Annotated in this window: 12 protein-coding genes and 1 pseudogene; 12 read left to right on the plus strand and 1 reads right to left on the minus strand. The window is 71.2% G+C overall.

The features are described from left to right. Positions 1–9 precede the first annotated feature (9 nt). From AB0E94_RS39120 to AB0E94_RS39155, 8 genes and pseudogenes are all read left to right on the plus strand, one after another. Positions 10–1,245, plus strand: a complete 1,236-nt coding sequence (locus tag AB0E94_RS39120; protein ID WP_360336992.1) for an MFS transporter — start codon at positions 10–12, stop codon at positions 1,243–1,245. A gap of 13 nt (positions 1,246–1,258) precedes the next feature. Then, positions 1,259–1,474, plus strand: a complete 216-nt coding sequence (locus tag AB0E94_RS39125; RefSeq protein ID WP_360336994.1) for a hypothetical protein — start codon at positions 1,259–1,261, stop codon at positions 1,472–1,474. Between the two features lie 83 nt (positions 1,475–1,557). Then, positions 1,558–1,965 carry a YciI family protein gene (locus AB0E94_RS39130; RefSeq protein WP_360336996.1) on the plus strand — a complete coding sequence of 136 codons (408 nt, stop codon included), beginning with the start codon at positions 1,558–1,560 and terminating at the stop codon, positions 1,963–1,965. A 75-nt stretch (positions 1,966–2,040) separates the two neighbouring features. Continuing rightward, positions 2,041–3,171 (plus strand): annotated as a pseudogene (locus AB0E94_RS39135) (DUF6596 domain-containing protein); the annotation flags it as partial. Positions 3,172–3,453: 282 nt separating this feature from the next. Further along, the gene (locus AB0E94_RS39140) at positions 3,454–4,092 is read left to right on the plus strand and encodes an alpha/beta hydrolase (RefSeq protein WP_360336998.1); all 639 of its coding nucleotides are present in this window, start codon (positions 3,454–3,456) and stop codon (positions 4,090–4,092) included. A gap of 9 nt (positions 4,093–4,101) precedes the next feature. Next, complete coding sequence (locus tag AB0E94_RS39145) at positions 4,102–4,935, plus strand: hypothetical protein (RefSeq protein WP_360337000.1); 834 nt, start codon at positions 4,102–4,104, stop codon at positions 4,933–4,935. 206 nt (positions 4,936–5,141) lie between these two features. Continuing rightward, positions 5,142–6,662 carry a S8 family serine peptidase gene (locus AB0E94_RS39150; RefSeq protein ID WP_360337002.1) on the plus strand — a complete coding sequence of 507 codons (1,521 nt, stop codon included), beginning with the start codon at positions 5,142–5,144 and terminating at the stop codon, positions 6,660–6,662. Positions 6,663–6,743: 81 nt separating this feature from the next. Next, positions 6,744–9,371 (plus strand): EAL domain-containing protein, encoded by a 2,628-nt coding sequence (locus tag AB0E94_RS39155; RefSeq protein ID WP_360337003.1) that lies wholly within the window; start codon positions 6,744–6,746, stop codon positions 9,369–9,371. A gap of 63 nt (positions 9,372–9,434) precedes the next feature. Here the strand turns inward: AB0E94_RS39155 and AB0E94_RS39160 are convergent, their stop codons facing one another. Continuing rightward, complete coding sequence (locus AB0E94_RS39160) at positions 9,435–9,611, minus strand: hypothetical protein (protein WP_360337005.1); 177 nt, start codon at positions 9,609–9,611, stop codon at positions 9,435–9,437. A gap of 111 nt (positions 9,612–9,722) precedes the next feature. On the opposite strand from AB0E94_RS39160, the gene AB0E94_RS39165 reads away from it, so the two are divergent. The 4 genes from AB0E94_RS39165 (at position 9,723) to AB0E94_RS39180 (ending at position 14,988) form a co-directional block, all read left to right on the plus strand. Beyond that, positions 9,723–10,952, plus strand: a complete 1,230-nt coding sequence (locus AB0E94_RS39165; protein ID WP_360337007.1) for a sensor domain-containing protein — start codon at positions 9,723–9,725, stop codon at positions 10,950–10,952. Continuing rightward, positions 10,940–11,584 carry a response regulator transcription factor gene (locus tag AB0E94_RS39170; protein WP_360337009.1) on the plus strand — a complete coding sequence of 215 codons (645 nt, stop codon included), beginning with the start codon at positions 10,940–10,942 and terminating at the stop codon, positions 11,582–11,584. Before AB0E94_RS39165 ends, AB0E94_RS39170 begins: the two co-directional genes overlap by 13 nt. A 99-nt stretch (positions 11,585–11,683) precedes the next feature. Continuing rightward, on the plus strand, positions 11,684–12,439 hold the full coding sequence (locus AB0E94_RS39175; protein ID WP_360337011.1) for an ABC transporter ATP-binding protein: 756 nt from the start codon (positions 11,684–11,686) through the stop codon (positions 12,437–12,439). Continuing rightward, a complete protein-coding gene (locus AB0E94_RS39180; protein WP_360337013.1) occupies positions 12,436–14,988 on the plus strand; it encodes an FtsX-like permease family protein in 2,553 nt (850 codons plus the stop codon). Before AB0E94_RS39175 ends, AB0E94_RS39180 begins: the two co-directional genes overlap by 4 nt. Positions 14,989–15,061 lie beyond the last annotated feature (73 nt).

The raw sequence follows: 15,061 nt of genomic DNA on the forward strand, positions 1-15,061 counted from the left end.
CCTGCTCGGGTGTCGCGGGGGTTCCGGTGGTTGTGGGCGTCGTACGCGGTCAGCGCCTACGGGTCGGGGTTCGCCTTCGGGGCGCTGCCGCTGATCGCGGTGCTCGTCCTCGAGGCGGGGCCGGGTCAGGTGTCGGCGCTCGCGGCGATCGGGCCGGCCGTGGGCGCGCTGCTCGCCCTGCCGCTCGGGCCGTGGATGGAGTTCCGCCGCAAACGGCCCGTCATGATCCTGATGGACCTCGCCCGGTTCGCGGTGCTGCTGACCATTCCTCTCGCCTACGCCTTCGAAGTGCTCACCTTCGGTCAGTTGCTCCTGGTGTCGGCAGTCGCGGCGGCCGGCCGGATCGCCTTCAACGCCGCGGCCGGGGCACACCTCAAGGGACTCGTGCCGCCGGGTGAGCTGCTGGTGGCCAACTCCCGGTTCGAGTCGACGAACTGGAGCTCCATCGCGGTCGGACCGCCGCTCGGCGGGGCCGCGATCGGACTGTTCGGGCCGGTCGTCACGGTGATCGCGGACGCGGTCAGCTATCTGCTGTCCGCGCTGTGCCTTCTGGGCATCCGCGAGCGCGAGGCGCCACCTGCCCCCGGGCCCTCCCGCCTCCACGCCCGGGAGCTCGTCGACGGGTGGCGGCATCTGCTGGGTCATCCCGGGTTGCGGGCGCTCTTCCTCAACCACCTGCTCGTCAGTGGACTGATCATGGCGACCGAGCCGCTGCTGGCCGTGCTCATGCTCGGTGAGCTCGGGTTTCCGCCCTGGCAGTACGGGCTCGCGTTCGCCGTCCCCTGCCTCGGGGGCCTGATCGGCTCCCGCCTCGCCCGCCGGGTCGTGGCCACCCGGGGCCGGCCGTGGGTGCTGCGGGTCGTCGGCACACTGCGTGCCGTGTGGCTGATCGGGCTCGCCTTCGTGCAACCGGGCGCCGCCGGCCTGCTGACCGTGATCGCCATCGAACTCCTGATCATCATCTGCATGAGCCTGCACAACCCGGTGCTCGCCACCTACCGGCTCGAACACACCCCGGCCCCGCTGCTGGCACGCACCCTCACCGCCTGGGCGATCAGCAGCGGTCTGGCCATCGCCGCGCTCAGCGCACTCGCCGGAGTCCTCGCCGATCTGACCAGCGCTCGCACCGGTCTCGTCGTCGCCGGGGCATTGATCCTGGTCAGCCCGCTTCTGCTGATCCGGGTACCACCTGAGGTATATGCCGGGATCCAGCCACAGCAAGATCCGCCGAAGGCCGCCGCCTAGCAGAATTTCCGGCATGACAACCGAGAACAAGGTGACCTGGAAAGACTGGACCGTCGAGATCAGCTGGCTGGTCGTCCTGGCCGTCCTCAACGTGGTGTTCCGCCTCGAACGCTTCGAGGGCACCCTGGTCAGCCGCTGGTACGTGGCACTCGGGATCTCTGTCGCGGTGATCGCCGTCTTCGAGTTCGCCCGCTCCCTCGTCCGTCGCGGAAATAAATCCGCGGACTGATGTCGAGAACGCGTGTGCGGCTCCGTCCCCGGGACGAAGCGCGACCACAATGGGTCGCACACCGAACCAGGGAGACACCCATCATGGCGAAGTACCTGCTGCTCAAGCACTACCGCGGCGCCCCGGCTGCGGTCAACGACGTGCCGATGGAGAAGTGGACGCCGGAGGAGATCTCCGCACACATCAAGTACATGAACGACTTCGCGGCCCGGCTCGAGGAGAGCGGCGAGTTCGTCAGCGGTGACGCGCTGGCCCCCGAGGGCGCGTGGGTCCGCTACGACGGCGAGGGCCGCCCGCCGGTCACCGACGGGCCTTTCGCGGAGACCAAGGACCTGATCGCCGGCTGGATGATCATCGACGTGGACAGCCACGAGCGGGCCGTCGAACTCGCCGGCGAACTGTCCGCGGCGCCGGGCGCCGACGGCAAGCCGATCCACGAGTGGCTCGAACTGCGCCCGTTCCTGCACATGCCGCCCACCGTCACGGAGTGATGGCATCGCCCTTTTCCGCGCCTTCCGTCCACCGTCACGGAGTGATGCCGTCCCATGACTGAGTCGCCCATCCCGCTGGACCAGGCGGGGCTCCGGGAGCTCACACCCGGTGTCCTCGCGATCCTCGTCCGCCGTGGAGCCGACTTCGCGGCGGCTGAGGACGCCGTGCAGGACGCCCTGGTCGAGGCCTTGCGGGCCTGGCCGGACGACCCGCCGCGGGACCCGAAGGGCTGGCTCGTCACCGTCGCCTGGCGGCGGTTCCTGGACGCGGCCCGCGCCGACGCCGCCCGGCGCCGGCGCGAGGACCTCGTCGACCAGGAACCGCCGGCCGGGCCGGCCGCCGCCACCGACGACACGCTCCAGCTCTACTTCCTGTGCGCCCACCCGTCGCTGACCCCAGCGTCGGCTGTCGCGCTCACCCTGCGTGCCGTCGGCGGGCTCACCACCAGGCAGATCGCTGACGCCTACCTCGTCCCCGAGGCGACCATGGCACAGCGGATCAGCCGGGCCAAACGAACCGTCTCCGGCGCGCGCCTCGACCAGCCGGGCGACGTCGCCACCGTGCTGCGCGTGCTCTACCTCGTCTTCAACGAGGGCTACACCGGCGACGTCGACCTGGCCACCGAGGCGATCCGGCTCACCCGTCGCCTCGCCGGCGCCATCGACCATCCGGAAGTCGCCGGGCTGCTCGCGCTCATGCTGCTCCACCACGCGCGGCGTGCCGCCCGGACCGCCCCGGACGGCAGGCTCGTGTCCCTCGCCGAACAGGATCGGACCCTCTGGGACACCACGATGATCACGGAGGGTGTGGCGATCCTCCAGACGGCGCTCTCCCGGGATCGGCTCGGCGAATTCCAGGCGCAGGCGGCCGTCGCGGCGTTGCACGCCGACGCGCCGACTGCCGGCGAGACCGACTGGGTACAGATCGTCGAGTGGTACGACGAACTCGTCCAGCTCACCGGCAATCCGGTGGCGCGCCTCAACCGGGCGGTCGCCGTCGGCGAGGCCGACGGCGCACAGGCGGGCCTTGCGGCCCTCGCCGAACTCGATGCGACCCTTCCGCGCCACACGGCGGCGGCGGCCTATCTGCACGAGAAGGCCGGCGCCAAGGACAAAGCAGCCCAGCTGTACGCGGAAGCGGCGCACCAGGCCGGCAACCTGGCCGAGCGCGACCACCTGACCCGGCAGGCGGCCCGGCTCAACGCTCTCGACCACCGGCCGCACTCGCCCGGGTCGCTTTCGCCAGGGTCGCCCACTTCTGGGCCGTCCGCTTCCGAGTCGTCCTCTTCCGGGCCGCCATCCTCCGGGTCGTCCTCTTCCGGGTCGCCCGCTCGCGGGCCGGTCTCTCCCAGGTCGCTCGGTGACCGCCCGCCCGATCACCGGAAGTGAGCGACCATCGTCCGGCCAGGCCGCCTCGTGCCGGTCGTTGTCCTCGGCAGTGCCTGCGGCTGGTGTCTGTTGCTGTTCAGCGTTCTCGAGGAGGAGACAGTGGCCACCTTCGTGCTGATCCACGGGGCCGGTGACGTCGGCTGGTACTGGCACCTCGTCCAGGCCGAACTGCGTGCTCGCGGGCACCGCAGCATCGCACCGGACCTGCCCTGCGACGACGACTCGGCGGGGCTTGCCGAATACGCCGACACCGTGGTCACGGCGATCGGGGACCGCACCGACCTTGTGATCGTCGGGCAGTCGCTCGGCGGTTTCACCGCACCACTCGTCTGCGAACGGGTTTCGGCGCGGCTGATGGTCCTGGTCGCGCCGATGATCCCGGCGCCGGGCGAGGCCGTCACCGACTACTGGGCCGGCACCGGCTGGGACCGGGAGCCGCGCGAGCCCCACGACGACGTCTTCTACCAGGACGTCACGCCGGAACTGGCGGCCGAAGCCCGTGCGCGGGGCCGGGCACAGTCCGAGGCGCGCCTGGGGGAGCCGACACCGATGCGCGCCTGGCCGGCCGTACCCACAAACGTCCTGATCTGTCGTGACGACCGCCTGCTGCCGGTCGCCTATCTGCGTCGCGTCGCCCGGGAGCGGCTCGGAGTCGTCCCCGACGAGATCGACGGCGGGCACACACCGGCCCTGAGCCGGCCCGGCACGCTCACCGACCACCTCGTCGGGTACCTCTAGGATCCCCGAATGAATCTTGAGGAGCTGCTGGCGGACGGGTCCTGGCGACTGGAGACACCGGAAGCAGCGGAGTTCCGCCTTGCCCCGGACACCGCGGGCCGCCGGGGCGCGCTGGTCGAGCGGATCCTCGGCGCTCCCGAGCCCGACCCGGAACTCTGGGAATCGGCCCTCATCGAGGCGTTCCTCAGCCACCCGGCGGCCGCCGGCCTGCGCATGCTGCGGCTGGAGATGACCGACTTCCATCACTCGGCCCGGCGGGCGGCGTCGATTCTCGGCAGCCGGCCCCTCCCGGCGCTGACCGATCTCTGGTTCGGGCATCGGTTCACCTACCTGTACGAGAACGCGAACACCTCGACCGGCCGGACGTTCGACCCGCTCGACCACTACGACGAGGGATTCGCCGGGCACGCCGAGTGGCAGAACCTGACCGCCCTGCGGAACCTGACCGTCGAGGGCGCGTTGCTCTTCCACTCGGTGTCCGCCCCGGCCGTCACGAACCTGCGGAGCCATGGGGTCTTCGGCTCGGACGGCTCGGTGTTCCCCAGCCCGCAGCCCAGCCTGACCCACCTGGAACTCGAGATCGCCACCGATGTCTTCGGGACGCCCTGCCCGGTCGAGCAACTGGAGCAGCTCACCGTGGAGAGCTTCCCGGCGCTGCGCTCCCTCGACCTGGGGCGCGCCGAGTTCGACGCCTCGAACCACGAGGTCCTGGCTACGCTCGCCGAGCTCCCGATCCTGGCCCAGTTGCAATCCCTGCGCGTCGCCGGGCTGGACCCCGACGACGACGAGTGGACGCCGATCGCTCCCCGTTTCGGTCACCTGACCCTCACCTCCGCAGACTGACCTGCCGCTGCCATGGGCTGCCCCGTTGCGCCCTCTACCGGCCGCACTGCGCCGCTGCGTCCTCCGCCTGTCCCCGCAGTCCGCCTGTCCCCGCAGTCCCTGTCCCGGCTCGCGCGGTGAGCCGGAACATTTCGGGCGGAAAGCTTCAGGTCCCGGGAAGCCCTGCCGATGCACGCCGACGCGTCATGGGAGGAAGGGAGCGGATGGTGGAGACCAGACGGTGGGTCCGGCGAACCGGAATGGGTGTGGTGGCGGCGTTGCTGGCCACGACCCCGTTCGGCGCCGCCCCGGCGCAGGCGGCCGAACCAGCGATGGAGCTGGCCGGCGACGCCTGGCTGGATGTGGGCGGGATCAACTCCGCCATCACGACGGTGAAGAAGGCCGCCGGCGGCAAGGTGAAGAACGGAACCGTTGACACGGCGTCGCTGACCGGCGCCGGTATCGGCGTGGCGTTGATCGACTCGGGGATCGCCCCGGTCGCCGGTCTGAACCAGCCCGGAAAGGTGATCAACGGCCCGGACCTGTCGTTCGAATCGCAGACGCCGGGCCTGCAACACCTGGACACCTACGGACACGGCACTCACATGGCCGGCATCATCGCCGGATCCGACCCGAGCACCGGCTTCGAAGGCGTAGCCCCGGGCGCGCACCTGATCAGCCTGAAAACGGCCGCCTACGATGGCGCCGTCGACGTCTCCCAGGTCATCGCGGCCATCGACTGGGTGGTCGCACACCGCAGCGACCCGGGACTCAACATCCGGGTCCTGAACCTGTCGTTCGGCACCGACTCGATCCAGCCCGCCCTGATCGACCCGCTGTCCTACGCGGTGGAGACGGCCTGGAAGAACGGCATCGTCGTGGTCGCCAGCACCGGCAACGACGGCGCCGCCCGGGTGACGATGCCGGCCGCCAACCCCTACGTCCTGGCGATCGGCGCCGCCGACCCGAACGGCACCGAGGCTCGCGCCGACGACACGATCGCCACCTTCAGCAACCGTGGCAACGCAGTGCGGCACCCCGACCTGATCGCTGCAGGCCGGTCGCTGGTGTCGCTGCGGGCACCCGGCTCGTACATCGACACCCAGTACCCCGCCGCGCGTGTCGGCGACAAACTGTTCCGCGGCAGCGGCACCTCGCAGGCGGCGGCAGTCGTGTCCGGATCGGTGGCTCTCCTCCTGCAACAACGGCCGGGCCTCACTCCGGACCAGGTCAAGCAGCTGCTGATCAACACGGCGGACCCGCTGGCCAAGCCGGACCCGATCGGCTCGGGCGCCGGACAGCTCGACATCGCCGAAGCCGCGTCGGTGAACGCGCCGAGCAACGCCAAACAGAAGTGGCCGGACGCGACCGGGCTCGGCTCGCTGGAAGCCGCCCGCGGCGGCAGCCACGTCGCAGACGGTGCGACAGGCGCCGAACTGGTCGGCGAACGGGACATCTTCGGCATGCCGTGGGTGTCTGCCACCTGGGTGGCGGCGGCAGCCAAGGGCAAGGCGTGGACGGGCGGCACCTGGAACGGCTCGGTGTGGTCCGGTTCGGCCTACAACGGGACGTCTTGGGCTTCGATCACCTGGGCCGTCGTCACCTGGACCGGCAGATCGTGGAACGGGCGTTCCTGGGCGGGCGACAGCTGGGCCGGTCGCTCCTGGAACGGCGGCACCTGGACCGGCCGCTCCTGGGCCTCCGGCACGTGGGCCGGACGGTCGTGGGCGGGTCGCTCCTGGGCCTGATCCGGGCGCTGCTGAGCACGTTCGCTCAACCTCGGCGGAACACAGCCGACATGGAGGACGAACGGCCGGGAGGGGAGGAGCATGGCAAGCGAGGGAGTTCGTACACCCCGCGCACGTGTCCTCGCCCTCTCGGCGGCGCTGGCTGTCGTGGTCGTTCTAGTGCAGGCGGCGATGTGGCGGCTTATCGGGCCGCCACCGCCGAACGGCGCCGGCCCGCTGCTGCTCGGCGTCCTGGCGCTGCTGTTCGCCCTGGCTGAACGGTTCACCGTCAAGTTCCCGGTCCGCCGGGGCGCCCACACGATGAGCCTCAGCGAGATCCCGCTGGTCCTCGGCCTCCTCATGATCCATCCGGCGCTGCTCGTGCTGGTCCGCCTTGTCGGTGGGCTCGCCGGGTTGACCGTCCTCCGGGGCCAGCGGGGCAGCAAACTCGTCTTCAACACGGCCCTTTACCTCACCCAGGCCTCCATGGCCGCCGCGGTATTTCATGTGCTCGGCGGCACCACGGACCCCTACGGGCCACTCGGATGGGCGGCCGCGTTCGCCGCGACGTTCGTCGCCGACCTGGTTTCGATCGTGCTGATCAGCGCGGTCATCGCGTTGCACGACGACAGCCAGGAATGGCGGCGGTTGCTGAGCGCCGACGTCAAAGAGCTCCTCCAGATGCCGCTGGTCGCGGTCTCCACCACGCTCGCGCTCGTGACCGCGCTGCTGGTGCGCCAGCAGATCTGGGCCGGGCTGCTGCTCGGGGTGCTGGTCTTCGCCGCCTACCGGGTCTTCGACCGGTACGCCCAGCAGACCCGCACCCACCAGCAGGTAGAGGACCTCTACCGGTTCACCAGCTCGCTCGACGGTCTCACCGACGCCCGCGAGGTGGCCCGCACCGTACTCGATCAGGCTCGCGACGTGGTCCGTGCCGAGGAGGCCGCCCTGATCATCCCGCAGGACGGCCGGCTGGTCCGGATGCGCCTGCACGGCCGTGAACAGTTCGACATCACCCCGATCAGCGATCTCCCCGGCGCCGCGCCGGCCGCCGGTGGATCCGGCGTTGAACCGGGCTCCGACGATTCCAGCCCGGGTTCCGGGCCAGGTGCCCCGGGTTCCGGCCCAGGTGCCAGTGCGGAGCCCGCATCGAGAGGTTCGAACGCGGATCCGGTCTTGGCGGGATCCGCTGCCCGGCCCGGCGCCGCCGACGACTGGTGGCAGCCGGCCCGCACCGGCACGCCAGTGCTCCAGCCCGACTCGATCGCGGTGCCGCTGCGCCTCGGTGAGCTGACCGGCGTTCTCTACCTCGTCGAGTGCATGGCCGACACCCCCGAGTTCACCGACGACCACCTGCGCCTCCTCCAGGCGATGGCCTCGCACGCCGGTGGCGCGCTGTCCGAGGCACGGCTGCTGGAACGACTGCGCCACACCGCCGCGCACGACCCGCTCACCGGGCTGCCCAACCGGCAGAGTTACCTGGCCGACCTCCAGCAGGCCACCGACACCGCCGTCGCCGGCGGCGGAACGGTCGGAATCCTGCTGCTCGACCTGGACCGCTTCAAGGACGTCAACGACGGCCTCGGCCACGACACCGGCGACGACCTGCTGCGCCAGATCGGCCGTCGTCTGCACGACCGTTACGGCCACCTCGGCACGGTCTCCCGTTTCGGCGGTGACGAGTTCGCGCTGATCATCCGGGACGGCGGCAGCGCGGAGACGATCGTCGCGCTCGCCGAGGAGGTCCGCCGGACCGTCGAACTGCCCGCACCCGTCCGTGACCTCGACCTGGACGTGCAGGTCAGCATCGGAGTCTGCGTCGCCCCGGAACACGGCGCCGACGCCGACCTCCTGCTGCGCCGCGCCGACCTGGCCATGTACGCCGCCAAGGACACCCGGTGCGGTGTACGCGTCTACCGCCCGGAGGACGACCACGACACGGCCCGCCGTCTCGCCCTGATGGCCGGACTGCGCGTCGCCGTCGACGCCGGCACGCTGACCGTCGTCTACCAGCCGAAGGTCGACCCGACAACCGGCCGGGTCCTCGGCGCCGAAGCGCTCGTCCGCTGGCAGCACGACGGCCGTCCGGTCCCGCCGGACGAGTTCATCCCCCTCGCCGAGCAGGCCCGCCTGATCGAACCGCTGACCCGCCACGTCCTCGACACCGCGCTCGCCGACTGTGCGACCTGGCGGGGCCTGGGCCACGAACTGTCGGTCGCGGTCAACCTGTCGCCGGACATGCTCACCGACGCGGCGCTGACCGGCCGGGTCGAGCAGGCCCTGCACCGGCACGGATTGCCGGCGGCCGCGCTGACGTTGGAGATCACCGAGAACGCCCTGATGGCCGACCCGGCCAACGCCCGGCGGACCCTCGACGCACTGCACGGTCTGGGCGTGAAGCTCTCCATCGACGATTTCGGCACCGGCCACTCGTCGCTGGGGCGGCTCGCTCACCTGCCCATCCACGAGGTGAAGATCGACAAGAGTTTCATCCGGCACATCGTCACCGACCGCTCCCGGCGTGCTGTCACCGACGCCGCTCTGCAACTGGCCCGGGCCCTGGACCTCACCGTCGTCGCCGAAGGTGTCGAGGAACAGGACGAGCTCGACTACCTGCGCCGGCACGGCTGCCACGCCATCCAGGGATACCTGATCTCCAAGCCGATCCCTCCCGTCGAGTTCCTCACCTGGCTGACCACCACCCGAGCCGGCGGTCGGCTCCCGGTGTGAGACGTGCCGGCCGGCCCCATCGCGGCACCGGCTGACTCGGGCCGCACGCTGCCGGACGACTGGTCAGCGGGATCGGTAGTGCTGCACTGCCAGGGCCGCCGCGCAGGCGAGCGTCGCCAGACCGAATCCGGAGGCGACGAGAACGTCGACGCCCAGACTGGACGCGATGCCGTTGGCGGCGAGGCTGATGATCAGCAACGCCCAGAGTGCCGGCCGTAGCCAGGTGCGGGTCTCTTCCATGCCGGCCACGTTATGAGCCGCCGGTATGCGCCGACCATCCCGCCAGAGTTACTCTCCGAGGTATAGCCTGCGCTACTGTCGCGGCCGTTCCGGCGGCCTATCGTTCGTCGCATGCCGCAGGAGAACTGGCGCCGACTACGCGCCGCCGTCGATGCCCTCGAGCGCATCGTCGGTGGTCTGGGCACCGCATTGCTCGCCCTCGCCGCCCTCGTCTGGGCGGTCGTGGTGGCGGCGCTGAGCCTGGTCGGCATCGGCCTGCCGTTGATTCCGACGGTGTTCCAGGTCGCCCGAGCCGTCGCCGACCGTGAGCGTGCCCGGTTGACCAGGTGGGGCCCCGCGGTGGTCAGCCCGCCACCGCTGCCCACCGGTGTGCGTGAGGCGCTGCGCGATCCAGAGGTCCGACGTGAGCTGTCCTGGCTGACCTGGCACGGCACCGCCGGGTTCATGCTCGGCGCCGTCGGCATCAGCCTGCCGGTCTACGCGGTCGAGGACGGCACCTTCCCGCTGTGGTTCTGGGCGATCGACCCCGAGCTGGGCGCACCCGGCATGGTCTGGTGGCGGGTCGACGGGCTCGCCGGCGCGTTCGGCGTCGCCCTGGTCGGTGTCGGGTTCGCCGTCCTGGCCGTCCTGCTCGGGCCGGGGATCGCCCGCCTTCAGGCGCTCCCCGGCCGCCGGCTCCTGCCACCGGCCGGTGACGTCGACCTGTCCCGGCGGGTGGCCGAGCTGACCGTCACCCGAGCGGCGGCCCTCGACGCGCACGCCGCCGAGCTGCGCCGCATCGAGCGCTCCCTGCACGACGGCACACAGAACCGGCTGGTCGCTCTCAACGTGCTGATCGGCGCCGCCCGCCGCGCCCAGACCCGCAACCCGGACGCCGTCGCCGACATCCTCGACCGCGCGCAGGAGGCCACCGAGCAGGCACTCGCCGAGTTGCGGAGCGTGGTGCGCGGCATCCTGCCCCCGGTGCTCGACGACCGTGGCCTGACCGGGGCGCTCGCCGGGCTGGCCGGCACCTGCGCGGTGCCGTGCGAGGTCGATGTGGACGTGCCCGGCCGGTGTGCCGTGTCGGTCGAGGCGACCGCCTACTTCGTGGTCGCCGAGGCACTCACCAACGTGGTCAAACACAGCTCCGCCACCGCAGTCACGGTCACCGTGCGGCGTGTCGGCGACCGGCTGACCGTGCGGGTCACCGACGACGGCAAGGGCGGGGCCGACGAGACCGGTGGTTCCGGTCTGGGCGGAATCCGCAGACGTGTCGAGGCCTACGATGGCCGCTTCCTGATCTCCAGCCCATCCGGTGGGCCGACGACGTTGGACGTGGAGTTGCCGTGCGGATCGTGATCGCTGAAGATGATGCCCTGCTGCGTGAGGGCCTAGCCCTGCTGCTGCGAGCCGAAGGGCTGGACGTCGTCGCCACCACCGACTCGCCAAGCCCCTTCCTGGCCGCAGTCGGCGAGCATCGGCCCGATGTGGCGATCGTCGACGTCCGGATGCCACCGACACACACCGACGAGGGCATCGTCGCCGCTGTCGAGGCCCGGCGCCGGCAACCGGGCCTGGCCGTGCTCGTGCTCTCCGCCTACGTGGAGCAGGCGTTCGCCACCGATCTGCTGGCAGGCGGCTCGGCTGGTCTCGGCTACATGCTCAAGGAGCGTGTCGGCCGGGTCGAGGAGTTCCTCGACGCGCTGTACCGGGTGGCCGGCGGAGGCACCGCCGTCGACCCGGAGGTGGTCGGCCAACTGCTGGCCCGCTCCCGGCCCGACGACACGCTCGCCTCCCTCAGCGCCCGTGAGCGTGAGGTGCTCGCCCTGATGGCCGAGGGCCTGGGCAACTCGGCCATCGCCGGACGGCTCTTCGTCACCGACGGCGCTGTCCACAAACACATCCGCAGCATCTTCGCCAAACTCGGGCTCGCTCCCGACGACCGTGCCGATCGGAGGGTGACCGCCGTGCTGCGCTACCTCGAGAAGTAGCGCCTGCTGTACCCGTGTTGGGCAGTTCGCTTCATTTTGTGTGACTGCCTGAGACAACAGACTTCTCCGCGACCCGAAAACACACGGAGAGGCCAGCGAATGACCGTCCACACCGAGCCCGCGGTGCGCGTCACCGGGCTCACCCGCACCTATCACGCCGACGGCGAGCCGGTGCACGCGCTCGCCGGAGTCGAGGCGGCGTTCCACCGCGGCACCTTCACCGCGATCATGGGACCGTCCGGGTCCGGGAAGAGCACGCTGCTACAGGCGGCGGCCGGCCTGGACCGGCCCACCGAGGGCAGCGTGTGGATCGGCGGGACCGAGCTGTCGCAGCTTTCCGAGACCCGGCTGACCGAGCTGCGCCGGAGCCGGATCGGGTTCGTGTTCCAGGCGTTCAACCTGATCGGCGCGCTCACTGTCGAGGAGAACATTCTGCTGCCGTTGCGCCTGTCCGGCGTCCGCCCCGACCGGGCGTGGATCGCTCAGGTCGTCGAACGGGTCGGCCTCGGCCACCGGCTGCGGCACCGCCCGTCGGCCCTCTCCGGCGGCCAGCAGCAGCGCGTCGCGATCGCCCGTGCCCTCGCTTCCCGGCCTGAGGTGATCTTCTGCGACGAGCCGACCGGAGCGCTGGACACGAACACGGCCGCCGAGGTGCTGACCCTGCTGCGGGGCATCGTCGACGAGCACGGCCAGACCGTCGTCATGGTCACCCATGACCCGGTAGCGGCCTCCTACGCTGACCGGGTTCTGGTGCTGGCCGACGGGCGGATCGTGCACGACATGCCACAGCCCGGCGCCGACCGGATCGCTGAGCACCTGGCCGCCCTCGGCCGGAGCCGGGCGGTGACCCGATGATCTCGCTGGCCGCGCGGATGCTGCGCCACCGTCTCGGTTCCTCGGTCGCCACGCTGCTGGCGCTGGCTCTGGGCGCCCTGATCCTCACCGCGATGGGCACGCTCGTCGAGTCCGGGCTGCGGTATCACCCGGCTCCTTCTCGCTATGCGGCCGCCGATCTCGTGGTGGCCCGGCCCGATACCACGTTCACCAGCCGGGAGTTCGACGGGGAGATCTATCGCAGCACTGTCGCGCTGCCCGAGGGCGGCACCGTGCCAGCCGACCTGGCGGCGAAGATCCGGACCATCGAGGGCGTCGCGACGGTCGCGGTCGACGAGAACATTCCGGTCCACACCATCACCGGAACATCCCTGTCGGGCCGCGGCTGGGCAAGCGCGGTGCTGACCCCGTTCGCGCTGGCCGACGGCCGGGCGCCGACCCGCGACGACGAGGTGGTCCTCGCTGGCGGGCAGCCCGCGGCCGAAGGCGATCAGAGCGCGGCCGGCGGCAGGCGGGTCGGTGAGCAGGTGCGACTGGTCGTCGGGGGAGTGGTCCGGACGTACCGGATCAGTGGTTTGGCTCGGGGGAGCGGGAGTGCCGCGGTGTTCTTCACCGATGCGCACGCTGCGGAGCTCGCGCCCCACCGCGGAGCGGTCAGCGCCATCGGGGTGATCGCCGTTCCCGGTACCGACCTTGGCCGGCTCGGCGAGCGGGTCAGCCAGGTTGCCGGCCAGGCGGGAGCGCCGGGTGGCACGGCGTCCGAGGACGTGCGGGTGCTGAGCCGCGCGGACAGCGGGCGGGCCGAACGGTCGGCGGATCAGGCTGCTGCGGGGCTGCTGATCCAGGTCGGGGCGTCGTTCGGTGGCTACGTGATCCTGCTGATCGTGTTCGTGGTCGCGGCGACCATCGGCCTCAGCGTGCGGCATCGGCGTCGTGATCTGGCACTGGTCCGGGCCGTCGCTGCCACGCCGGGTCAGGTGCGCCGCATGATCATGACGGAGTCCGCGCTGATCGCGCTGGTGGCGTCGGCGATCGGTGTCCCAGCTGGTCTGGTGGCCGCTCGCCGGCTTACCGCCGAACTCACCGGGCGGGGCTTCGTCCCTGGCGGCTTCCCGATGTCACCGGGTGTGATCGCGGGGGCGGCCGCCGCAGCGGTCATCCTGGTCTCCGCCGTGCTCGCCGGGCTGCTGGCCGCGCGCCGGATCAGCGGCATCAAACCGGCCGAAGCCCTCGGTGAGGTGGCGGCCGAGCCCGCGCCCGCCGGACGGGTTCGATGGATCAGCGGGCTGTCGGCGCTGGTGGCAGCCGGATCGTCGGCGTTCGCGGCGGTCGCCGCTAGTGGGCAGACCGCTCTTGGCGCCGCCCTGGGCATGCTGTACCTGTTCGTCCTCGCGGTTGCGCTTCTGGCGCCGTGGATCAACGCTGCGGCCGCGCGGATCCTGGCCCCGGTGCTGCGGGTGACCTTCGGAACCAGCGGCTATCTGGCGGCGGCCAACCTGCGCGCCAACGCCCGCGGCGCGGCGACCGTCCTGACATCGTTGGTGCTGGCGGTCGGTTTCGGCGGGTCGGTGTGGTTCCTTCAGAACAATCTGGAGCGCCAGGCGGTCTCGCAGAACCGGTCCGGGCTGCTCGCCACGCGAGCGCTGGTCGCCGACGCAGGGCTGTCCGACTCCGCGGTGGCCGAGGTCCGCGCGATTCCGGGGGTACGGGCGGCGACTCCTGTCCGGCACACCAGCGTCGTCGTCTCCCTGATGGGCGACGGCGAGACGATCGGCGCCCGGGCGGTGGACCCGGCCGGACTGGCGGTGACGCTCGACCTCGGCGTGGCCGAGGGAAGCCTCGACGACCTGCGTGACGGGACCGCGGCAGTCTCGCAGACGCACGCGTCGACCTTCGGCTGGGAGCTGGGGGAGAAGGTCTCGTTGCGGCTCGGCGACGGCACACCGGCCGAGGTCCGGATCGTTGCGATCTACGAGCGTGGGCTCGGCTTCGGCGACGTGCTCCTGCCACGATCCAGCATGGTGGGGCACACCGCGACGAATCTCGACGATCAGATCCTGATCAGCGCCGCACCGTCCGCTGATGCCGCGTTGCGCGAGGTGGCGGCCGCCCATCCCGGAAGTGCCGTGGTCGATACCGCCACCCTGACCGGCGGTCTCGCGAGAGATCTGGCGCTCAGTGCCTGGCTCAACCGGCTGCTGATCGCCGTGATGGTCGGGTACACGGTGGTCACCGCCGCCAACACGATGGTCATGGCCGCCCTGGCCCGGCGGAGGGAGATCGCCGTGCTGAGGCTCACCGGAGTGACCCGCCGCCAGGTGAAACGCATGATCAACGCGGAACAGGCCGGACTGCTCGGTGTCGCGGTTGTGCTCGGCGGCGCGATCGCCGCGCTCACTCTCAGCAGTGTGGTGCGCGCGCTCACCGGCAACCTCGTGCCCTACGTGCCGCCACTGGGCCTGGTCGCGGTCCTCGGTGGCACGACGTTCCTGGCGCTCGCGACCACGATTCTTCCGATCGGCCGCCTGTTGCGGGTGCCCCCGGTCGAGCACATCGGGATGAAGGAGTAGCAATGGCTGTCGTCTCCGCCCTTCGGGCCGATGGCGGTGCTGCCGCTGTTCGTCCAGGGGTGCGCGGCGATCC

This window comes from Actinoplanes sp. NPDC026670, from assembly GCF_040638175.1.
Lineage (GTDB): Bacteria > Actinomycetota > Actinomycetes > Mycobacteriales > Micromonosporaceae > Actinoplanes.

Excerpts from the sequence above, each read along its gene's own strand:
- AB0E94_RS39125 (WP_360336994.1), top strand. The coding sequence starts at position 1,259 with ATGACAACCGAGAACAAGGTGACCTGGAAAGACTGGACCGTCGAGATC.
- AB0E94_RS39130 (WP_360336996.1), top strand. The coding sequence starts at position 1,558 with ATGGCGAAGTACCTGCTGCTCAAGCACTACCGCGGCGCCCCGGCTGCG.
- AB0E94_RS39145 (WP_360337000.1), top strand. The coding sequence starts at position 4,102 with ATGAATCTTGAGGAGCTGCTGGCGGACGGGTCCTGGCGACTGGAGACA.
- AB0E94_RS39155 (WP_360337003.1), top strand. The coding sequence starts at position 6,744 with ATGGCAAGCGAGGGAGTTCGTACACCCCGCGCACGTGTCCTCGCCCTC.
- AB0E94_RS39160 (WP_360337005.1), bottom strand. The coding sequence starts at position 9,611 with ATGGAAGAGACCCGCACCTGGCTACGGCCGGCACTCTGGGCGTTGCTG.
- AB0E94_RS39165 (WP_360337007.1), top strand. The coding sequence starts at position 9,723 with ATGCCGCAGGAGAACTGGCGCCGACTACGCGCCGCCGTCGATGCCCTC.
- AB0E94_RS39175 (WP_360337011.1), top strand. The coding sequence starts at position 11,684 with ATGACCGTCCACACCGAGCCCGCGGTGCGCGTCACCGGGCTCACCCGC.
- AB0E94_RS39180 (WP_360337013.1), top strand. The coding sequence starts at position 12,436 with ATGATCTCGCTGGCCGCGCGGATGCTGCGCCACCGTCTCGGTTCCTCG.